The organism is Phyllobacterium chamaecytisi, from assembly GCF_020164455.1.
In the GTDB taxonomy this organism is placed as follows: Bacteria; Pseudomonadota; Alphaproteobacteria; order Rhizobiales; family Rhizobiaceae; genus Phyllobacterium; species Phyllobacterium chamaecytisi.
Map to the genome: position 1 here is coordinate 251,897 of NZ_JAIQWW010000003.1, position 20,059 is coordinate 271,955.

At 57.0% G+C, this 20,059-nt stretch carries 24 protein-coding genes; 12 read left to right on the forward strand and 12 right to left on the reverse strand.

Annotated features, from left to right (window positions below; genetic code table 11):
* Positions 1–41 precede the first annotated feature (41 nt).
* Positions 42–260: an AbrB/MazE/SpoVT family DNA-binding domain-containing protein gene (locus tag LB462_RS06805; RefSeq protein ID WP_112531518.1), complete on the forward strand. Its 219-nt coding sequence runs from the start codon at positions 42–44 to the stop codon at positions 258–260.
* Positions 247–585: a type II toxin-antitoxin system PemK/MazF family toxin gene (locus LB462_RS06810; protein ID WP_224506551.1), complete on the forward strand. Its 339-nt coding sequence runs from the start codon at positions 247–249 to the stop codon at positions 583–585. Before LB462_RS06805 ends, LB462_RS06810 begins: the two co-directional genes overlap by 14 nt.
* 5 nt (positions 586–590) lie before the next feature.
* On the opposite strand, the gene LB462_RS06815 is transcribed toward LB462_RS06810, so the two are convergent.
* Positions 591–1,052 (reverse strand): Lrp/AsnC family transcriptional regulator, encoded by a 462-nt coding sequence (locus tag LB462_RS06815; protein ID WP_210003558.1) that lies wholly within the window; start codon positions 1,050–1,052, stop codon positions 591–593.
* Between the two features lie 121 nt (positions 1,053–1,173).
* On the opposite strand from LB462_RS06815, the gene hppD reads away from it, so the two are divergent.
* The 3 genes from hppD to LB462_RS06830 all read left to right on the forward strand — a co-directional run bounded on the left by hppD (position 1,174) and on the right by LB462_RS06830 (position 2,983).
* Positions 1,174–2,286, forward strand: coding sequence for a 4-hydroxyphenylpyruvate dioxygenase (gene hppD / locus LB462_RS06820; RefSeq protein WP_224506552.1), 1,113 nt, complete (start codon positions 1,174–1,176; stop codon positions 2,284–2,286).
* A gap of 92 nt (positions 2,287–2,378) precedes the next feature.
* Positions 2,379–2,609: a type II toxin-antitoxin system Phd/YefM family antitoxin gene (locus LB462_RS06825; protein WP_224506553.1), complete on the forward strand. Its 231-nt coding sequence runs from the start codon at positions 2,379–2,381 to the stop codon at positions 2,607–2,609.
* Positions 2,606–2,983: a type II toxin-antitoxin system VapC family toxin gene (locus LB462_RS06830; protein ID WP_112531521.1), complete on the forward strand. Its 378-nt coding sequence runs from the start codon at positions 2,606–2,608 to the stop codon at positions 2,981–2,983. Before LB462_RS06825 ends, LB462_RS06830 begins: the two co-directional genes overlap by 4 nt.
* A 29-nt stretch (positions 2,984–3,012) precedes the next feature.
* Here LB462_RS06830 and maiA read toward each other — a convergent pair whose 3' ends face one another.
* The 3 genes from maiA to hmgA are packed head-to-tail and all read right to left on the reverse strand — an operon-like array spanning position 3,013 to position 6,001.
* A complete protein-coding gene (maiA, locus tag LB462_RS06835; RefSeq protein WP_224506554.1) occupies positions 3,013–3,657 on the reverse strand; it encodes a maleylacetoacetate isomerase in 645 nt (214 codons plus the stop codon).
* The gene (locus tag LB462_RS06840; RefSeq protein WP_224506555.1) at positions 3,654–4,673 is read right to left on the reverse strand and encodes a fumarylacetoacetate hydrolase family protein; all 1,020 of its coding nucleotides are present in this window, start codon (positions 4,671–4,673) and stop codon (positions 3,654–3,656) included. Before LB462_RS06840 ends, maiA begins: the two co-directional genes overlap by 4 nt.
* Positions 4,670–6,001 (reverse strand): homogentisate 1,2-dioxygenase, encoded by a 1,332-nt coding sequence (gene hmgA / locus LB462_RS06845; RefSeq protein WP_224506556.1) that lies wholly within the window; start codon positions 5,999–6,001, stop codon positions 4,670–4,672. The genes LB462_RS06840 and hmgA overlap by 4 nt, the downstream gene beginning before the upstream one ends.
* A 78-nt stretch (positions 6,002–6,079) precedes the next feature.
* Here hmgA and LB462_RS06850 point away from each other — a divergent pair, with 78 nt between their 5' ends.
* From LB462_RS06850 to LB462_RS06860, 3 genes are all read left to right on the forward strand, one after another.
* Positions 6,080–6,532 (forward strand): MarR family winged helix-turn-helix transcriptional regulator, encoded by a 453-nt coding sequence (locus tag LB462_RS06850; RefSeq protein WP_224506557.1) that lies wholly within the window; start codon positions 6,080–6,082, stop codon positions 6,530–6,532.
* Positions 6,533–6,607: 75 nt separating this feature from the next.
* Complete coding sequence (locus LB462_RS06855) at positions 6,608–6,835, forward strand: CopG family transcriptional regulator (RefSeq protein WP_224506558.1); 228 nt, start codon at positions 6,608–6,610, stop codon at positions 6,833–6,835.
* Complete coding sequence (locus tag LB462_RS06860) at positions 6,835–7,269, forward strand: TA system VapC family ribonuclease toxin (RefSeq protein ID WP_224506559.1); 435 nt, start codon at positions 6,835–6,837, stop codon at positions 7,267–7,269. Before LB462_RS06855 ends, LB462_RS06860 begins: the two co-directional genes overlap by 1 nt.
* Before the next feature lie 9 nt (positions 7,270–7,278).
* On the opposite strand, the gene LB462_RS06865 is transcribed toward LB462_RS06860, so the two are convergent.
* Both LB462_RS06865 and LB462_RS06870 read right to left on the reverse strand, forming a co-directional pair.
* The gene (locus tag LB462_RS06865) at positions 7,279–8,040 is read right to left on the reverse strand and encodes an ABC transporter permease (RefSeq protein ID WP_224506560.1); all 762 of its coding nucleotides are present in this window, start codon (positions 8,038–8,040) and stop codon (positions 7,279–7,281) included.
* Complete coding sequence (locus LB462_RS06870; RefSeq protein ID WP_224506561.1) at positions 8,037–8,963, reverse strand: ABC transporter ATP-binding protein; 927 nt, start codon at positions 8,961–8,963, stop codon at positions 8,037–8,039. The genes LB462_RS06865 and LB462_RS06870 overlap by 4 nt, the downstream gene beginning before the upstream one ends.
* A 50-nt stretch (positions 8,964–9,013) precedes the next feature.
* On the opposite strand from LB462_RS06870, the gene LB462_RS06875 reads away from it, so the two are divergent.
* Entirely contained in the window at positions 9,014–9,163 is a 150-nt protein-coding gene (locus tag LB462_RS06875) for a hypothetical protein (protein ID WP_224506562.1), read from the forward strand.
* A gap of 1 nt (position 9,164) precedes the next feature.
* On the opposite strand, the gene LB462_RS06880 is transcribed toward LB462_RS06875, so the two are convergent.
* Positions 9,165–10,385, reverse strand: coding sequence for an MFS transporter (locus LB462_RS06880; protein WP_224506563.1), 1,221 nt, complete (start codon positions 10,383–10,385; stop codon positions 9,165–9,167).
* 128 nt (positions 10,386–10,513) lie between these two features.
* Here LB462_RS06880 and LB462_RS06885 point away from each other — a divergent pair, with 128 nt between their 5' ends.
* Positions 10,514–11,341 carry an AraC family transcriptional regulator gene (locus LB462_RS06885; RefSeq protein WP_224506564.1) on the forward strand — a complete coding sequence of 276 codons (828 nt, stop codon included), beginning with the start codon at positions 10,514–10,516 and terminating at the stop codon, positions 11,339–11,341.
* Here the strand turns inward: LB462_RS06885 and metH are convergent.
* A complete protein-coding gene (gene metH, locus LB462_RS06890; RefSeq protein WP_224506565.1) occupies positions 11,326–15,102 on the reverse strand; it encodes a methionine synthase in 3,777 nt (1,258 codons plus the stop codon). The two genes, LB462_RS06885 and metH, sit on opposite strands and share 16 nt — an antisense overlap.
* 180 nt (positions 15,103–15,282) lie before the next feature.
* Here metH and LB462_RS06895 point away from each other — a divergent pair, with 180 nt between their 5' ends.
* Together LB462_RS06895 and LB462_RS06900 are read left to right on the forward strand one after the other, a co-directional pair.
* Positions 15,283–15,720, forward strand: coding sequence for an Xre family toxin-antitoxin system antitoxin (locus LB462_RS06895; protein ID WP_224506566.1), 438 nt, complete (start codon positions 15,283–15,285; stop codon positions 15,718–15,720).
* An 8-nt stretch (positions 15,721–15,728) separates the two neighbouring features.
* On the forward strand, positions 15,729–16,190 hold the full coding sequence (locus tag LB462_RS06900; RefSeq protein ID WP_224506567.1) for an RES family NAD+ phosphorylase: 462 nt from the start codon (positions 15,729–15,731) through the stop codon (positions 16,188–16,190).
* A 15-nt stretch (positions 16,191–16,205) separates the two neighbouring features.
* Here LB462_RS06900 and LB462_RS06905 read toward each other — a convergent pair whose 3' ends face one another.
* Genes LB462_RS06905 through LB462_RS06920 form a run of 4 tightly spaced genes read right to left on the reverse strand, consistent with a single transcriptional unit; the run spans position 16,206 to position 20,058 of the window.
* Positions 16,206–16,997 carry a heme ABC transporter ATP-binding protein gene (locus LB462_RS06905; protein WP_224506568.1) on the reverse strand — a complete coding sequence of 264 codons (792 nt, stop codon included), beginning with the start codon at positions 16,995–16,997 and terminating at the stop codon, positions 16,206–16,208.
* Between the two features lie 2 nt (positions 16,998–16,999).
* Positions 17,000–18,097: a FecCD family ABC transporter permease gene (locus LB462_RS06910; protein ID WP_224506653.1), complete on the reverse strand. Its 1,098-nt coding sequence runs from the start codon at positions 18,095–18,097 to the stop codon at positions 17,000–17,002.
* Positions 18,098–18,111: 14 nt separating this feature from the next.
* Complete coding sequence (locus tag LB462_RS06915) at positions 18,112–18,990, reverse strand: heme/hemin ABC transporter substrate-binding protein (protein ID WP_224506569.1); 879 nt, start codon at positions 18,988–18,990, stop codon at positions 18,112–18,114.
* 9 nt (positions 18,991–18,999) lie between these two features.
* Positions 19,000–20,058, reverse strand: a complete 1,059-nt coding sequence (locus tag LB462_RS06920) for a hemin-degrading factor (protein WP_224506570.1) — start codon at positions 20,056–20,058, stop codon at positions 19,000–19,002.
* Position 20,059: the final 1 nt, after the last annotated feature.

Below are 20,059 nucleotides of genomic sequence, written 5' to 3' on the forward strand. Positions count from 1 at the left end.
AAGGAAATTCCTTACATGCATTTCCATTAGGAGATGTGTCCATGATTACCAGCAAAATGACGAGCAAGGCGCAGACGACGATACCGCAAGCGGTACGCATGGCACTCAATCTGAGGCCCGGTGACGAAATCGCCTACCAGATCGAGGATGGCCGCGTCATTCTCATGCGCACAGAAACGGGTGCGCATGGCGATGACCCGTTTGCAACATTCTCGGAATGGGACAGCGAAGCGGACAAAAAAGCCTATGCCAACCTTTGAGGCTGGCGACGTTGTACGTGTTCCGTTTCCATACACGGATCGAAACACCCGCCAGCACCGGCCGGCCTTGGTTATTTCCGATGGCGGAATTGGCGACCATCATGAACTTCTCTGGGTTTTGATGATCACAAGCGCAGAAAACAGGCCTTGGGTGGGTGATGTTCCAATTCCGCGCCATCAGGATGCGGGGTTGCCCGCACCTTCGGTCGTTCGACCGGCCAAGGTCGCAACGATTGAAATTTCACATGCCGACAAACTTGGTAGTGTGACGCAAGCTACCCTGCAACAAGTCATGCGGGGCGTTAAAGCGATCCTGAAAGCATAGGTGCCTCAAATCGGCAAACGGCCATCCTCCTTCAGCGTATCGAGTACAATGGCGGTTTTGACATGCTGGACCGATTCATGCGGCAGCAGGACCTCATTGACGAATGTCGAAAGTCCGCGCAGGTCGGGTGTCACCACTTTGATGAAATAATCCATCTCGCCAGTCAGAGCATGGGCTTCCATGACCTGAGGCAGTTTCGAGATGAGTTCTGAAAAGCGTTGCGCGTTGTCCCGGTTGTGCGTCGCCAGTGTTACAGAGATGATGTTGACGATACCGAGGCCAAGCTTTTCCCGGTCGATCTCCGCCCGGTAGCCGCGAATATATCCTTCTTCTTCCAACCGCGATCGCCGGCGCGAACATTGCGATGGCGAGAGGTTGATGCGCTCGGACAGCTCATTGTTCGTCAGCCGCCCATCTTCCTGCAGGCAGATGAGAATTTTGCGGTCAGATGGATCAAGTTGCTGCATATATGCATACTCTACTATATTTTTGCACGAAACATGCGAAATATACGCTTATGGAGCGTGGAAATGCAAGCACATTGCAGGCGGTTTGAGCGATAATGGCGACTGCCGCATGGAGGATAATATGGGCCCGTTTCCGCACGACGCACCGAAAGCCACGATCAGCAAGGATAACCCCGCTGGAACAGACGGTTTCGAATTTGTTGAATTCTCTCATCCTGAGCCGGAGCAGCTGGAAGAGCTGTTTGCGCGCATGGGTTATATACCGGTGGCCCGGCACAAGACCAAGAAAATCACGGTCTGGCGCCAGGGCGACATCAATTACATTTTCAATGCCGAGCCGGGTTCGCATGCGACGAAGTTCGTCGACAAGCATGGCCCGTGCGCCCCTTCCATGGCCTGGCGGGTAGTCGATGCCGAGCACGCCTACAACCATGCGGTTGCCAAGGGCGCGACACCCTATCAGGGCGACGACAAGACACTCGATGTTCCGGCGATCGTCGGTATCGGCGGATCGATGCTGTATTTCATCGAAACCTACGGCGACAAGGGCTCGGTCTACGATGCGGAGTTCGAATGGCTTGGCGAGCGTGACCCGAAGCCGGAAGGTGTCGGTTTCTATTATCTCGATCACCTCACCCATAATGTCTATCGCGGCAATATGGACAAATGGTGGGCGTTCTATCGCGAACTCTTCGGCTTCAAACAGATCCATTTCTTTGACATTGCCGGAAAATTTACCGGTCTGGTTTCGCGCGCGATCACCTCGCCTTGCGGCAAGATCCGCATCCCGCTGAATGAATCGACCGACGACAAAAGTCAGATCGAGGAATATTTGCGCAAGTATAAGGGCGAAGGCATCCAGCACATCGCCGTCGGGACGGAGGCGATCTTTGACGCGACCGACAAACTCGCCGATAACGGGCTGAAGTTCATGCCCGGACCGCCAGAGACCTATTATGAGAAATCGCATGACCGCGTAAACGGCCATGATGAGCCGATCGAGCGGATGAAGAAGCACGGCATTCTCATCGACGGAGAAGGCGTTGTCGATGGCGGTATGACGAAGATCTTGCTGCAGATTTTCTCAAAGGCGGTAATCGGACCGATTTTCTTCGAGTTCATCCAGCGCAAGGGGGACGAAGGCTTTGGCGAAGGCAATTTCCGCGCTTTGTTCGAGTCGATCGAGGAGGATCAGATTCGCCGTGGCGTGATAAAAATCGCAGCAGCGGAGTAGGTCGTCGATATTCACGCCATGGCGACAGACCCAGTTCAACAGTTGCATTGCGCTCGATTATGACCTAAATTATGGTCATAAGGAGTTTTGCTGTGAACATCTCTATCGCTGAAGCCAAAGCGAAATTTTCGGAACTGATTACCCGCGCGCAGTCGGGCGAGGAGATCGTGCTCACACGACATGGCAAAGCTGTTGCCACGATTTCCCCCTTGTCTGATCCGCATAAAAAGCCTCGTAGTTTGATAGGCGCGATGAAGGGGCAAATAGAAATATCCGATGATTTCGATAAACTTGGTCCCGAGTGGGACGAGTATGTGAAGTGAGCCGTCCGCTCTATCTTATCGATACGCACGTATTGCTGTGGGCCGTCAGTGATGATCCCAGACTTTCCATACGGCAGAGGGAAATACTGCATCAAGGTGAAGACCTCATTGTGAGCGCTGTGTCTATATGGGAGATCGCCATCAAGCGAGCGTTGGGTAAGCTTTTCCTGAACGGCGATATCGTCGATGCTGTGAAATCGCGTAATATTCCATTTCTCGCGGTCAATGAAGACCATGCCGCGCGCACGGAGCATCTCGGCGATCACCATCGGGATCCATTCGACCGGCTCCTTATTGCTCAGGCGCAGGTGGAAAATCTCACCATCCTGACATCAGATGAGATATTCCGTCGCTATGATGTCATGGTGGCCTGAGCCCCGCGTCCAACAGCCATTGAAAGGCTCTACGTCTCCCGCTTCACCTTGTCCGGATGGGCCGCTGCGAAGGCGTCGATAGCCCTGCACCGTTTGACGATTGCGCTGATACGTTTGAAGCCGCTCGTTTTAACACCCCACCGCTTGGCATTGTAAACTTGAGGAACGAGACAGAAATCTGCCATGCCGGGCGCGTTGCCGTGACAGAATTTTCCCGTATCCGGATGGTTTAGCATCGCCTCGAATGCGAAAAGGCCCTCGGCAATGAATTTGCGCATCCAGGCGATGCGGACCTTGTCGCCACCTTCAGTCAAAAACAAGATGTGGGCCATCACACCCATGTTGCAAACCGGATGTGTGTCCATGGCTATGGCATATGAAAGTGCCCTCACCCGCTGCCGTCCTGCCGGTTCCTGCGGCAGGAAGCCTGCGTCCAGATAGATCTCATCGAGATATTCGATGATCGCCAATGACTGGGTCATCATCCGCCCGTCCATGGCGAGCGTTGGAACGAGACCTTGCGGGTTGCGGCTGAGATTGTCGGCACCCTTGTGTTCGTCCTTGAGGAGATTGACCGGCACAGTTTCATATTCGAGACGAAGACGATTGAGCGCTATACGCACACGATAACTGGCCGACGAGCGCCAGTAGTCGTAAAGGACGATGCCGTTCATGCTTCACGTCCGTAATTGATTACTTGCTGCTCGATGGCGCCGAAGATCGAATGACCATAGGGGTCCTTCATCTCGATCCGAACAAGATCACCGAAACGCAGGAACGGGGTCTGCGGAGCGCCTTCCCGGATGGTCTCGATCATGCGGATTTCTGCTATGCAGGAATAGCCTGCCCCGTCCTCTTCGACGGGCCGGCCCGGTCCGCCGTCGAGCTTGTTGGAGACAGTGCCGGAGCCGACGATTGTGCCCGCACCAAGCGGCCGCGTCCTGGCGGCATGGGCGATCAGCGTGGGGAAATCGAAGGTCATGTCGATACCGGCATTGGCGCGGCCGAATGGCCTGCCGTTGAGGTCGACACGCAATGGCAGGTGCACCTTGTTGCCGTCCCATGCATCGCCCAGTTCATCGGGCGTCACGGCAACGGGTGAAAACGCCGATGATGGTTTGGACTGGAAAAAGCCAAAACCCTTCGAGAGTTCCGCCGGGATGAGCCCGCGCAGGCTGACATCATTGACCAGCATGACAAGACGGATCGCATCACGTGCCTCGTCGACACTCGCACCCATTGGCACGTCATCGACAACAACGGCGACCTCCCCTTCCATGTCGATGCCATAAGCTTCGTCTGCCATGCGGATCGGTTCGCGGGGCCCGAGGAAACTGTCGGAACCGCCCTGGTAGATCAGCGGATCTGTCCAGAAGCTCTCCGGCATCTCGGCGCCGCGCGCCTTGCGCACCAGTTCGACGTGATTGAGATAGGCCGAACCATCCGCCCACTGATAGGCGCGTGGCAATGGCGCCATTGCCTCATGTTCGTGGAAGCGTCCGGACGGGACCGCGCCAAGCTCAAGACTTTTGCCAAGCGCTTCCAGATGCGGTGCTATACGCGCCCAATCGTCGAGCGCCGACTGCAGGGTTGGCGCCAAGAACGAGGCATCGGTAAAGCGGGTCAGGTCCTTGGAGACAAGAACGAACTTGCCGTCGCGGGTACCATTGTCCAGGGAGGCGAGCTTCATTTGGTAATGTTCTCCTCTGGCCAGTCGCCCTCGGGCGTTCCGTCGAACCGCTTCTTCAGATCTTTCCAGCAATCCGCGTAATTGTCCTGCAGCGATTCGAGTTCTGCGGCAAAGCGGGTCAGATGTTGCGGGAAACGTGTCTCAAACATGAACGCCAGAGTGTTCTCAAGGCGTTGCGGCTTGAGCTCCACCGTCGAAGCCTTGTTGAAACCCATCGCGTCGGGGCCATGTGCCAGCATCATATTGTGCAGGCTCATGCCGCCCGGCACGAACCCCTCCTCCTTGGCGTCGTACTGACCATATACCAGACCCATGAATTCCGACATGATATTGCGATGGTACCAGGGCGGGCGGAAACTGTGTTCTGCCACCAGCCAACGCGGCGGGAAAATTACGAAATCGACATTGGCCGTACCCTCTTCGCCGGAGGGTGCGGTGAGTACAGTGAAGATCGACGGGTCCGGATGATCGAACAGAATGGCGCCGACAGGTGAAAACGTGCGCAAATCATATTTGTACGGTGCATAATTGCCGTGCCATGCAACGACATCGAGCGGCGAATGGTCCAGCATGGTTTCATAGAACTTGCCGCACCATTTCACATGCAGCCGGCACGGCGTTTCCTTCTCCTCGAAGGCTGCAACAGGCGTCTTGAAATCGCGCGGATTGGCCAGGCAATTGGCGCCGATCGGGCCGCGATCCGGCAAGGCGAATTTCGCGCCGTAATTCTCGCAGATATAACCTCGCGCCTCGCCATCAAGGGCCGCAACCTTGAACATCATGCCGCGCGGGATGACGCAGATCTCCGAAGGTTCGATCTCGATAATGCCCATTTCGGTAAAGATACGGAGCCTTCCTTTTTCCGGCACCAGAAGCATTTCGCCATCGGCATCGAAGAAATAGTCGTCTTCCATGTCGCGGTTGAATGCATAGACATGCGCTGCCATCCCAGCCTGGCCATGGACATCGCCGGCCGTGGTTATGGTGCGGATGCCATCGATGAAACTCGTTGGCTGCCGCGGCATCGGCGTCGGATTCCAGCGCAACTGGCCAATTGGCAATTCATGATCATCGAGGTTGGGCGCGGTCTTCCAATGTTCGCGCTTCGATGATGTGAACCGGCCGCTGTGCTTGACCGAAGGCCTGATACGATAGAGCCAGGAACGTTCGTTGATGCCGCGCGGTGCGGTGAAGGGCGAGCCCGACAGTTGTTCGGCATAGAGCCCATAGGTGCAACGCTGGGGCGAGTTTTGCCCCTGCGGAAGAGCGCCAGGCAGAGACTCTGTTTCGAAATCATTACCGAAGCCAGGCATGTAATGAAGGGTCATGATCGTACCTCCCGATATTAGTTGCAAGTGTGACGATCTATTTTGTAACTATCAACTGCAAAGGGAGATTTCGCTGCAATGGATAGTGAGACGACGGAAACATTGCCGCTGGTCCTGGAGGACTTCATCCCCTACCGGCTGAACAAGGCGGCGGAGACCGTCAGCCAGCGCTTCGCCAGCATCTATCGTGATCGATACGGGTTGACGCGGCCCGAATGGCGCACGCTGGCGACGCTTGGCCAATTCGGTATTTTGACGGCCACTGCAATCGGCGCGCATTCGTCCATGCACAAGACGAAGGTCTCAAGGGCGGTGTTCACGCTGGAAAAGCGCCGGTGGCTAAGTCGCAAGCGTGATGACATGGACCGACGCATCGAGAATCTGGAACTCACGCCCGCAGGGCGCAAGGCCTATAATGAGCTTGCCAAGGTCGCGCATGCCTTCGAGGCGGAACTTCTGTCAAACCTCGGCTCAAAAGGCGAGAAGGAGCTCAAGGCCGGACTGGCTGCGTTGGAAGCCTATTTTGGATAGAGATATCCTTGATATTGTCTCAGGAACACTCCATATTGATGCGTGATGTTTGATGCGCGATGTTTGGAGATTGAAATGCGAACGACTTTAGCTATTGATGACGACGTGCTTGCGGCAGCCAAAGGCTTGGCCGAACATCAAAACAAGACAATCGGCGAGGTCATATCAATGCTTGCCCGGAAATCTCTACAGACGCCAGTTGCCAGCATAAGTGAGCGCAACGGCGTACCACTGCTTACTGTAAAGGATGGCACTCCGGTCACTATGGAATTCGTCAATCAGTTGCGCGATGAACTGCCCTGATGGCATTTTTGCTCGACGTCAATGTCCTGATCGCATTATTTGATCCAGTACATATTCATCACGTTTCCGCCCACAACTGGTTCGCAGAGATTGGTCAGTCCGCTTGGGCCACCTGCCCCCTTACGGAGAATGGCGTCATTCGCATTATCGGAGACCCGCGCTACCGGAATTCCCCCGGTTCTCCAGCCGCGATTGCGTCGTCGTTGGCAATTTTTACGTCCAGGCCCGGCCATGAGTTCTGGGCGGACAGTATCAGCCTTATGAGGTCAAAACTGATCGACCCGTCGAGGCTGCTAATTTCGAGTCAGATTACAGACACCTACCTTCTTGCACTTGCGAGATCCAATGAAGGCCAGTTGGCAACTTTTGACCGGCGCCTGGTGACTGACGCTGTGCCCGGTGGAAAAGATAACCTTCACCTGATCGAATTGTGACTCTGCACACTAACTCTTCAATCTATACCCCGTCGTGAAGATCCAGCGCAGGATCAGAATGCATGCGATGAGGAACAGCGCCGTCATGGCGAGGCTGGTGCCGATGTGCACGTCTGACAGGCCGAAGAAGCTCCAGCGGAAACCGCTGATCAGGTACACGACCGGGTTGAACAGCGTCACTTTTTGCCAGAAGGGCGGCAGCATTTCGATGGAATAGAAACTTCCCCCGAGGAAGGTCAGCGGTGTGATGATCATCAACGGGACGAGCTGCAGCTTTTCGAAGCCGTCGGCCCAGATGCCGATGATGAAGCCGAACATGCTGAATGTAACTGCAGTCAGCACCAGGAAGAGCAGCATGACGAAGGGATGCTCAATCCGCAGCGGAACGAACAAGGCAGCCGTGGCCAGAATGATGACGCCAAGAATGATGGATTTGGTCGCTGCGGCCCCGACATAGGCGACGACGATCTCCAGATAGGACACGGGTGCCGACAAAAGCTCGTAGATCGTGCCAACGAACTTCGGAAAATAAATGCCGAAGGAAGCGTTCGAGATGCTCTGCGTCAACAGCGAAAGCATGATCAGGCCCGGCACGATGAACGCGCCATAGCTGACCCCGCTGATTTCAGGAATGCGTCCGCCGATGGCCGAGCCGAAGACGACGAAATAGAGGCTCGTGGAAACGACCGGCGAAATGACGCTCTGCATGATCGTGCGCCATGTGCGGTGCATCTCGAACAGGTAGATCGCCTTGATGGCATAGAGGTTCATTTGCGTTCCCTCACGAGATTCACGAAGATTTCTTCCAACGAACTTTCTCGCGTCTGGATATCCTTGAAACGGACACCAGCCTTGTCGAGGTCTTTCAGCAAGGCTGTAATCCCGGTGCGTTCTTTCTGCGTGTCATAGTGGTAGATGAGCTCGCAGCCGTCGGACGAAAGCTCAAGCTCATATTGGGCTAACGCCTCCGGTACCTCGTCACGTTTTTCCTGTAGAAACAGCCGCAATTGCTTCCTGCCGAGCGAGCGCATCAGTTCAGCCTTCTCCTCGACCAGAATGATTTCGCCGTGGCTGATGACGCCGATGCGATCGGCCATCTGCTGGGCTTCCTCGATATAATGCGTGGTCAGGATGATGGTGACGCCGGATTCGCGCAGTGCCCGCACGACATTCCACATGTCGCGCCGGAGCTCGACATCGACGCCGGCCGTAGGCTCATCGAGAAACAGGATCTCCGGTTCGTGCGACAGAGCTTTTGCGATCATGACCCGGCGCTTCATGCCGCCGGAAAGTGTCATGAGCTTCGAATCCTTTTTGTCCCACAACGAGAGTTCTTTCAGGATCTTTTCGATATGCGCCGGCTTGGCTGGCTTGCCGAAGAGACCGCGACTGAAACTGACCGTATTCCAGACCGTCTCGAAGGCGTCGGTCGTCAGTTCCTGTGGCACGAGGCCGATCTTGCTGCGGGCGGCGCGATATTCCTTGATGATATCGTGGCCGTCGGCGAGGATTGTTCCCGACGTCGGATTGACGATGCCGCAAATTGTCGAGATCAACGTGGTCTTGCCGGCGCCGTTTGGACCGAGCAGCGCGAAGATCTCGCCATGGCGAATGTCGAGATTGATATTCTTCAGCGCTTCGAAACCGGTTGAATAGGTTTTGTAAAGGCTGGAGACAGAGATAGCTGAGGACATGAATTTACCTGGAAAGGAATTTCGGTCTGGACGTATCTGGCGAAACAATCTTGAAGCGCGGGCGCGCCGTTGAGAATGGTGTTCCTTATATGGGGTTAGATATCGTTTTTCAAACCGGCATTCCTGACAATGACGTCAGCAGCGTTGATAAAAGGGAACTAGCCAAAGAAAAACCCGGCAGCGAGACCGGGCTTTCGTAGTTCAGGCCGTTGCTGGCTCGCCTCGGACTTCCCGCATACTCGGCAGGAAGATCGTCAGCAATCCAAGGAATGGCAGGTAGGAACAGATCATATAGACATAATCGATGCCCTTGGCGTCCGCGACGAAGCCGAGCACCGCCGCGGCAATGCCGGCCATTCCGAAGGCAAAGCCAAAGAAGATGCCGGCGATCATGCCGACCCGGCCGGGTACCAGCTCCTGGGCAAAAACCACAATCGCGGGAAAGGCGGACGAGAGGATGAAGCCGATGAAAACCGTGAGCACACCCGTCCAGAGCAGATTGGCGTAGGGCATCATCAACGTGAATGGCAGGACGCCAAGAATAGAGAACCAGATGACGGCCTTGGTGCCGATCTTGTCGCCGATGGGGCCGCCAAGAATAGTCCCGACAGCAGCAGCACCGAGGAACAGGAACAGCATCATCTGCGATTGCTGCACCGAAATGCCGAATTTGTGGATGACGTAGAACGTGTAATAGCTGGAGATACTGGCAAGGTAGATGTTCTTGGTGAAGACCAGCAGCGTCAGGATCAGCAACGATGTAATGACCTTTTTGCGTGGCAGCTTCAGAACACGGCTGGCGGCCGGCTTGTTGGCGTTGGCGAGGCGATAGCGCTGGTACCAGTTGCCGACCTGATAAAGGATGATCATGCCGATCAGAGCGGCAGCGGAGAACCAGGCAATGCTTTGCTGGCCGCGCGGCAGAACGATGAAGGCCGCAAGCAAAGGCCCGAGCGCCGTGCCGAAATTGCCGCCGACCTGAAAGAACGACTGTGCCAGACCGTGGCGCCCGCCCGAGGCGAGACGGGCCACACGCGAGGATTCCGGGTGGAAGATCGACGAACCGATGCCGATGAAAGCAGCGCCGGCGAGCAACATGACATAATGCGTGGCGATGGAAAGCAAGCCGAGCCCGACCAGCGAAAAAGCCATGCCGACAGGCAGCGAATAGGGCATCGGTCGCTTGTCGGTATAGGTGCCGACGATCGGCTGCAGCAGCGAGGCAGTGACCTGGAATGTCAGCGTCAGAAAACCGATCTGCTTGAAGTTGAGGCCATAATTCTGTTTGAGCATCGGATAGATAGCTGCAAGCAGCGATTGCATCATGTCATTGAGAAAATGGCAGAAGCTGACGGCGAAAATGATGGCGAAGACAGTTGTTTCAGCGGAAGACCGCTGAGCAGGCAAGGCAGTATCGGTCATGGTGTGCGTCCATCGAAGAAAGAGGGCGCACCGCCCAAGCGGTCACCCTTCCTGCGCAACTGATATACCTGTTGCGCGCATCCTGCTTTCGTGGTTTGGTCCAGTTCTTTCGAGTGTGGGCCAAAACAATGCGCTATCAGACATTTGCTGCCCGGAACGCTGCCGGTCTGCGGCTTGAGGAGCTGCACAAGGTGCGGCTGGACTGGCTTGAGCAAGCCGAGGGCGACGTTTTTGCGTTGGCGACGGTTTATCCGTCGGGATTTCATATTCCCGACCATCATCACAGCCAATCGCAACTCCTGCATGCCATCAGCGGCGTTGCCATGGTGACGACCAAGTTTGGCCGCTGGATGGTGCCGCCACATCATGCATTGTGGCTGCCGGCAGGAACGGAGCATGCGGTGGACATGCTCGGCGATGTCTCGATGCATTCAATCTACGTGCGACCGGACGCCGTGGCGGGGTTGAAACGGCATTTGCACGTGGTTGGGCTGACGCCCTTGATGGACAACCTGATCCGTGAGGCAGTGGCGGCACCTGCCGACGTGCACGCCGATCCACGGACAACATTTGTCATGGGTTTGCTGCTGCATGAAATCCCCAACCTGCCGGAACGGCCACTCGGCCTGCCATTCCCGGAAGACCGGCGGCTGGCGGCACTGTGCCGCGGGTTCCTCGAAGACCCCTCGCCCCACACAAATATCGATAATTGGGCGGATCGGCTCGGAATGAGCCGGCGTACTTTCACGCGGACATTTCGGCGCGAAACCGGCCTCAGCCTCTCAACATGGCGCCAGCAGGCTTGTCTTTTGTCAGCGCTGCCCCGCCTGACAAAGGGTGAGCCAGTGACCAGCGTTGCACTCGACCTTGGCTATAACAGCGTGCCGGCGTTCACCACCATGTTCAAGCGCATGCTCGGCGCCCCGCCCCGGCATTACCTTCATTCGGCGGCCTGAACCCTTGGTGCAGGTACGTAGTTGAGGATCGGCCCGAGCCAGCGCTCGACCTGTTCGATCGGCATTTGCTTGCGTTCCGAATAATCTTCCACCTGATCGCGCTCGACTTTGGCGACGCCGAAATAATAGCTTTCCGGATGGGCGATGTAGATGCCCGAAACAGATGAGCCCGGCCACATGGCAAAGCTCTCGGTCAGGCGAACGTTGATCCTGGCTTCTGCGTCAAGAATGCGGAATAGCGTCTCTTTCTCGGTGTGGTCGGGCTGCGCAGGATAACCTGGCGCAGGGCGGATACCGCGATAAGGTTCACCGATGAGTTCCTCCGGCGCAAGATCTTCGCCGGGTGCATAACCCCAGAATTCCTTGCGCACGCGCTCATGCATCAATTCGGCAAAGGCTTCGGCAAAACGGTCCGCCAGTGCCTTGACGAGGATGGAGGAATAATCGTCGTTGGCACGTTCGAAGCGCTCGGCGATGGCGATTTCCTCGATACCAGCGGTGACAACGAAAGCGCCCATATAATCCTGAACGCCGCTGTCGATAGGCGCTACGAAATCGCCGAGTGCCACGTTCGGCCTCCCATCGCGTTTCGACAGTTGCTGGCGCAGGGTGTAGAAGGTCGCGAGCTCTTCCTTCCGCTCCTCATCGGCGAAGACGCGAATGTCGTCGCCCGTCGCTCCTGCTGGCCACAGGCCGATGACAGCTTTTGGATTGAACCACTTCTCCGCGATGATCTTCTTCAGCATCGCCTGGGCATCATCGAACAATTGCCGGGCAGCTTCGCCCTGCTTCTCGTCTTCGAGAATGGCAGGATAGCGGCCTTTCAGCTCCCAAGTCTGGAAGAATGGCGTCCAGTCGATATAGCGGGCGATCTCCGCGAGATCATAGTTCTCGAAGACGCGCGTCCCGATGAAACTCGGCTTGGTGGGTTCATACGAGGTCCAGTCGACCTTGTGCGCATTCGCACGGGCCCTGGCCAGTGGCAGGCGCTGCTTGTCGGCCTCGTTGCGCGCATGCGCATCCGCGACCTTGATATATTCGGCCTCGATCGCTTCGACGTAACCCGGCTTGGTTTCCTTCGACAGAAGATTGGACACAACACCCACCGCGCGGCTCGCATCGGTGACATAGATCGTCTGTCCCTTATTGTAGCGCGGGTTGATCTTGACAGCCGTATGCACACGGCTGGTCGTTGCACCGCCGATCAGCAGCGGAATGTCGAAACCCTCGCGCTCCATCTCCGAGGCCACATGGACCATCTCGTCGAGGGACGGCGTGATCAGGCCGGAGAGGCCGATAATATCGACATTCTGTTCGCGAGCCGTCTGCAGGATCTTGGTTGCAGGCACCATGACGCCGAGATCGATGATCTCGTAATTGTTGCAGGCCAGGACCACACCGACGATGTTCTTGCCGATATCGTGGACGTCACCCTTGACGGTTGCCATCAATACCTTGCCGGCGCTCTCACGCTCCCCTGTGCCGCCATTGGCAAGCTTTTCCGCCTCCATGTAGGGCAATAGCAGCGCCACGGCCTGTTTCATGACGCGCGCAGATTTCACCACCTGTGGCAGGAACATCTTGCCCGCGCCGAACAGATCGCCGACGACATTCATGCCGGCCATCAACGGCCCTTCGATCACGTGCAGCGGGCGCTCAGCCTCCTTGCGCGCCTCTTCGGTATCGACATCGATGAATTCGGTAATGCCGTTGACCAATGCATGCTCCATGCGTTTTGCGACGCTCCATTCGCGCCAGGCGAGATCGCGTTCGCGCGCTTCCTTGCCGGCAGAACCCTTGTAGCGCTCGGCGAGATCAAGCAGCCGCTCGGTAGCGTCATCGCGGCGATTGAGCACCACGTCTTCGCAGGCTTCACGCAGTTCCGGATCGATCGACTCATAGACCGCGAGCTGGCCCGCATTGACGATGCCCATGTCCATGCCGACCTGGATGGCATGGTAGAGAAACACCGCATGCATCGCCTCACGCACCGGTTCATTGCCGCGGAACGAGAAGGAGAGATTTGAAATGCCGCCGGAAATATGCACGTGCGGCAGGGTGTCGACGATCTGCTTCGTCGCTTCGATGAAGGCGACGCCATAGCCATTGTGCTCTTCGATACCGGTGGCAACAGCAAAGACATTCGGATCGAAGATGATGTCTTCCGGCGGGAAGCCTGCGTCCTTGGTCAGGAGTTCATAGGCGCGTGTACAGATCGCAACTTTCCGCTCCAGCGTATCGGCCTGTCCGTCCGTGTCGAAGGCCATGACGACGACGGCGGCACCATAGGCGCGCACTTTTTTGGCATGATCGAGGAAGGCCTGTTCACCTTCCTTCATCGAGATCGAGTTGACCAGCGGCTTGCCTTGCACGCACTTCAGGCCTGCTTCGATGACGTCCCACTTCGAACTGTCGATCATCACCGGAACGCGGGCGATATCGGGTTCTGCCGCGATGAGGTTCAAGAATTCGACCATGGCCTTTTCACTGTCGATCAGGCCTTCGTCCATGTTGATGTCGATGATCTGTGCGCCGTTCGCCACCTGATCGCGCGCGACATCCAACGCCGTGGCAAAATCGCCGGCAGTGATGAGCTTGCGGAACTTCGCCGAGCCGGTGATGTTGGTGCGCTCGCCAACATTGACGAAGGGAATATCCTTGGTCAGCGTGAAGGGTTCGAGGCCCGACAGGCGCATATGGGTTTCCGTCTCGGGGATCTCGCGTGGCTTGTATTTGCTGACTGCTTCGGCGATTGCCTTGATATGCTCCGGGGTCGAACCGCAGCAGCCGCCCACGATATTGAGGAGGCCTTCGCTGGCGAAACCCTCGAGCTGCGCTGCCATCGCTTCCGGGCTCTCGTCGTACTGGCCGAATTCGTTGGGCAGGCCCGCATTGGGATAGGCGCAGACGAACGTATCCGCGACGCTGGAAATCTCGGCGAGATGCGCGCGCATGGCATTGGCGCCGAGGGCACAATTCAAGCCGATGGTGAAGGGCTTGGCGTGACGGACCGAATGCCAGAAAGCGGTCGGCGTCTGGCCGGAAAGCGTGCGGCCGGAAAGGTCGGTAATGGTGCCGGAGATCATCACCGGAAGGGTGATCCCCTTTTCTTCAAACACTTCGTTCGTGGCGAAGATTGCTGCCTTGGCGTTGAGCGTATCGAAGATGGTCTCGATGAGGATAATGTCCGCGCCGCCATCGATGAGGCCGCGCACCTGGGTCCCATAGGCGGTGCGCAGGTCGTCGAATGTGACAGCGCGATAGCCGGGGTTGTTGACGTCAGGCGAAATCGATGCCGTACGGTTTGTCGGGCCGAGCGCTCCGGCGACAAACCTGCGGCGGCCATCCGTTTGCTCGGCTTTCAGGGCGGCACGGCGGGCAAGCCGCGCACCATCGCGGTTAAGTTCATACACGACCTCTTCCATGCTGTAGTCAGCCTGGGCGATCGTGGTGGAGGAAAATGTGTTCGTCTCAAGGATATCGGCGCCCGCCATGGCATAGGCGTAGTGAATATCTTCGATAGCTTGTGGCTGCGTCAGGATCAGCAGGTCGTTGTTGCCCTGCAGGTGGCAGGAACAATCCGCAAAGCGATCGCCACGAAAGTCATCTTCGTTGAGGCTAAGGCCTTGGATCTGCGTGCCCATGGCGCCGTCAAGAATCAGTATCCGTTCTTTCGCCGCCTTGGTCAAAGCTGCAAAAACTTCGGAGCCGTCCCGAGGAGAACCCATGGGACCGAATAGATTATCAACCGCAATATTCATAACTCGGTACGCCTCATGATCCATGATCCGGATGAGGGCTAAGGTCACATAAAGATATCTTTATGTCAACAAGTCAATTCTGTTGGCGGCATGATATGTCGCAGTTGTGGTGGCCGCGCGGACTTGCAAAACGGCAATATGCCGTCTACATTGAAGCAAGTTGCCGCAAGGAGCACGTAGATGTCAAAAGTCATTGTCGAGGAAGTTGCCCGAAAGCTCGGTGGGACGCTGGTGCTCGGGTCTGAAGTTCGTTCGCAGGCGGATCTCGCCATGGCTGTTCGCAATCGCCTGCCTTTGAGTGCTCTCAAAGGCTTGACCCTTGCTGGACTGACCAATCAGGAAATCGAACAATTCGTTATTCCTCAGCGAACGAGGCGGCACCGCGCCGACAAGAAGCAGCCGCTGACTGTTGACGAGTCCGACAGGACAGTCCGTTTGATGCGTATCCAGACACTGGCTGAAGAAACGTTTGGCGACAAGGAAAAGGCCAACCGCTGGTTGCGTCGAACGCTGGCTGAACTCGGCGGCGAAACGCCGCTTGTGATTGCGCAGACCGAAGCTGGCGCCCGCGTCATCGAAACCATTCTTGGCAAGATCGCCTGGGGTGCAGCCGCCTAGAGGTTCTAATGCGGCTTTGGCGATTATCCGGCAAACAGCATGCGGAGACTTTCGACGGCGGCTATGGACTGTTGTTCGATGGCCGCTGGAACAGCGTTGGCCATGCGGTGACCTATTGTGCGACGTCGCCCGCCCTTTGCGTCCTTGAAAAGCTGGTGCATGTCGAAGATCCGACACTTTTGCCGGAGCTCGCTATGGTGACCTATGAGGTGCCGGACAATATTCCTGTCGAGAACATCGCAGTCCAATCTTTGCCATCAGACTGGCGACGGCAGGAGGGCCTGACCCAAGGTATGGGCGATGATTGGCACAAGGCCAAGACATCACCGCTGCTGATGGTGCCGTCAGCGATTGTTCCTATCGCCGGTTCGCCCGATATCAACGTGCTGATCAATCATTCGCATCGATTGGCGGCGGAGATCAAAGTGCTCACATTGGAGCCGTTCACGTTCGACCCGCGACTTTTATAGACGGGCAGCTGGAGTTCACATCACTGCCGACTGCGGCAAGACAAAAGGCACATGTTTGTCGGGCAAGGCGCCAACTTTCAACGCACACTCATAGACACGCAGGATACGGTCGTCCGTAAGGACCTCCGCGGGCGTACCCACGCTATCGATACGGCCCCCGTGCATGACCACGACGCGGTCCGCATACATAGAGGTCAGGTTGAGATCGTGCAGGATCGCGATCACGCCACCGCCACGCGTGGCAAAGGCGTGGGCGATCTGCATGATGATGAGCTGATGCTTGATATCGAGACTGGAGACGGGCTCGTCAAGAAACAGAAAGCGCGGCTGCCCATCCAGAACCGGCTGCCAGACCTGGCACAGAACGCGTGCGAGTTGTACGCGCTGCTGTTCGCCGCCGGAAAGCTCCTGGTAGAAACGACCGCCAAAGCCAGCAAGATCGACGAGTGCCAGCGCTTCATCGGGGAGGTTTTCGGCAACATCATGCGTCGCACCGGAGCGGCCGCTGGTAAGACCGAGCCTGACGATTTCGCGTACGGTGAATGGAAAGGACAGCGAGGTCGATTGCGGCAGGATTGCCCGCATCGCGGCCATCTGCCACGGTTTCAGATGGCCGAGCGAGTGTCCGTTGATCGTTATGCGTCCGGTGAAAGGCAGATCGCCGGAAAGCGCTCGCATCAGCGTCGTCTTGCCTGAACCGTTCGGGCCGACGATGACAGTCAACGCCCCTGCCTGAGCATTGAAACTCGCCTCTTTGATAATGGCCTTGCGTCCAAGCACGACGCTGACGTCGGAAAGGCTGATCATGGTCAAAGATCCACAATGCCGCGGCGACGCAGCAGTATCCATAGGAAGAAAGGCGCACCGACGGCTGCCGTAACGATGCCAATAGGCAGTTCCGAAGGGGCGACGATGGTGCGGCTGACTGCGTCCGCCAGCAGCAACAGGCTCGCGCCCAGGAGTGCCGACGCCGGAAGCAGATAGCGATGGTCCGGTCCTATGACCAGACGGAGCAAATGTGGCACGACAACGCCGACGAAGCCGATGCCACCGCTGACGGCAACCGATGCGCCGGTTGCAGCAGCGACCACAATGATGGCCACGCGCTTGAAACGCTGGACCGGAATGCCAAGGTGGCTTGCGGAGGCTTCACCAAGTGCGAGGGCATTGAGGCCGCGCCCAAGAAAGGGAGAAACCAGCAGCGCCAACACGATGAAGGGACCAGCCGTAGCCATCTTGGCCCAATTGGAACCAGCGAGTGATCCCAGCGTCCAGAATGTCAGATCGCGGAGCTGCCTGTCATCGGCAAGAAATGTCAGGAGGCCTATATACGCCATGGCCATGGCGCCAAGTGCAATACCGGCCAGAAGCATTGTGGCGATGGAGGTTTGTCCGCGCCGCGTGGCAACGGCATAGAGAATGAGCGTGAAAACAAGCGCGCCGATAAAGGCAGCAACCGGCAGGGCGAATAAACTGAAGGTCGCAATGAAGGGTGCCAGCACCGTTCCACCAAGGACAATGACGCTGACGGCTCCCAGTCCCGCACCCGCAGACACGCCGACAATACCGGGATCCGCGAGCGGATTGCGAAACAAGCCCTGCATCACCGCACCGGAGACAGCAAGCGACGCTCCGATCATCGCGCCGAGGATAATGCGCGGCAACCTTATATCCCAGATAATGATGCTGTCGCGCAGGGAGAGGACATTATTGTCACTGCTTGCGCCTCGCACCAAAGCGCTGATAACCGAGATGACCGATGCGTCGGAAGCGCCGGCCGTAAGGCTGAACAGCATCGTGGCCAGCAGAGCCAAACCCAGCAAGACGATGACGCCCCTGGCCAGGAATGAACGGTCGCCTTCCGGACGGGTTTTGCCTTGCCCAGACCGAAGAACGGCAGGTCGCATCAAGACAGACTCGCTCATTGGCTTGCTTCAGATCCGTAGAATGCCTTGGCCAGATCGTGCACCGCTTCCGCCGTTCGCGGCCCGAAGCCGAGCAGATACTGCCCGCCCATGCGCACGATGTTCTTTGATTGGCCGGCAGGCGTCGCTGCAATTGCCTTGTTGGCCAGAAGGTCGGCATCAGCTATAGCGCGCGGACCGTGGACATCCATCACGAGAATCACATCCGGCTGTGCCGTGAGGATCGCTTCCTCTGTCATTGTTTTGTAGCCGGAATATCCAGTGACGACGTTGTCGCCGCCTGCAAGTTCGATAATGCCGTCAGCCGCCGTCTTGGTGCCTGCTGCCATGATCTTGCCGCCTGTGGCACTAAGGACGAAGAGCACACGTTTGCGGGTCTTGATATTTTTGGTTTCGGCTTCTGCTGCCGCCAATTCCTTCTCGACTTTGGCAGATAGCTTCTCGGCCTTGTCTTCAACGCCAAGTGCCTTGCCGACAATCCGGATTTTTTCCGACACACTTTCGGCGGTGTAGTTTTCGGGAACGAACACGAAAGGTACGCTGGCTTTTTTCAATACGTCGATAGCTTCACGCGGGCCCGAACCTTCGACGGCAATGATCGCAGTCGGGTTAATCGACAAAACGCCTTCCGGCGACAACGCACGCATGTATCCGACGTCAGGTATCTTGTGCACAGCTTCGGGGAAAACGCTGGTCGTATCGCGACCGACCAACCGTCCCTCTTCACCCAGATCATAGATGATCTCGGTGATCGACCCGCCGATGGAGACTACACGACTTGCATCGGGAATGGGGCCGGAGATTTCTTCGGCAACTGCATTCGCCGGCAGCGCCAGAATGCCGAGCGCTGCTACCATGAGGGGAAATCTGTTCATTGTCATTTCCTATGCCGCGGTGCGCATGAGGCGTGGCAGAGCTTCGACAAGCTGACGCCAATCGCCACGTTCGCCGGAGCCCTCATGGCGCTTGCCGAAGAACTGGACGATCATGTCGCCCTCGACGCCATAGGCTTCGAGCGAGGTAACATGCCCGTCCTTGGTAGGCTTGCGCACTGCCCAAAGCTCGGCAATGTGATCGGTACGCAGATGCATATGAAAGGTTTCGTCGAGGATGTTGATCCACGGACCCATCGGCTTCACGTTGTGAATTGGTCCCGAATGAATCTGGATGCAGCCGCGATTACCGACAAAGCACATGATCGGCAGTTGCTCCTGCGCTGCATCGTGCATCATTGCGGTCAATGCGGCCGTATCGAGTTGCCACGCGTAGTCTTGTCCGATCACCTGTACCGCCTGATGACGGGTCATATTCAGCGAACGCAGGATGCCGAAAAATTCGTGTACATCCTTCATCTGGGTCCAGCGGTCGCGCAAGCCGGTCGCGTCCAACTCTTCAAGCTCTGCGGTTTTTTCCTCCGGCTTCGGCAGGGCTGTCAGTTGCACGGACTGTGACTGATCATCGAGACGAAGTTTGGCTACGAGAGTTTGGTAGGCTTCGAGATTGGAGGCCGGCCGAAGGTGGATCTTGTGGATCGCCTCGCCGGCTGCGTCAAAGAATTGCAGGCTACGCCGAATGTCGTCGCCATCCTGCTTTTCGACGGCAAAACCGTGTGCCCAGGCATTGGGAAAAAGTCGCATGTCGATCTGCTCGCCGAGCAGCATCGAGGCGTGCTTGCCGACGATGGGCTTGTCATAGACGCCGATCTTCTCATGCACCGCACTCTCGTTGCGGGTGAGCGCCATCACTTCGCCAAGCGATTCGATTTCAGTCAGAAATGTTTCGATGTGCGGGTTGATGCGAACGACATTGATCCCGCAATAGGCAGCCACCAGATCGGCTTCCGAGATCTGCAGCTGCTGCGCAAGATCGCGCTCGCGCATTTTCGGGTTGTCCGTCCGCGCCTGCCGAATTGCCTCGGGTGTTGGTTTTACTGCGTCAGTCATG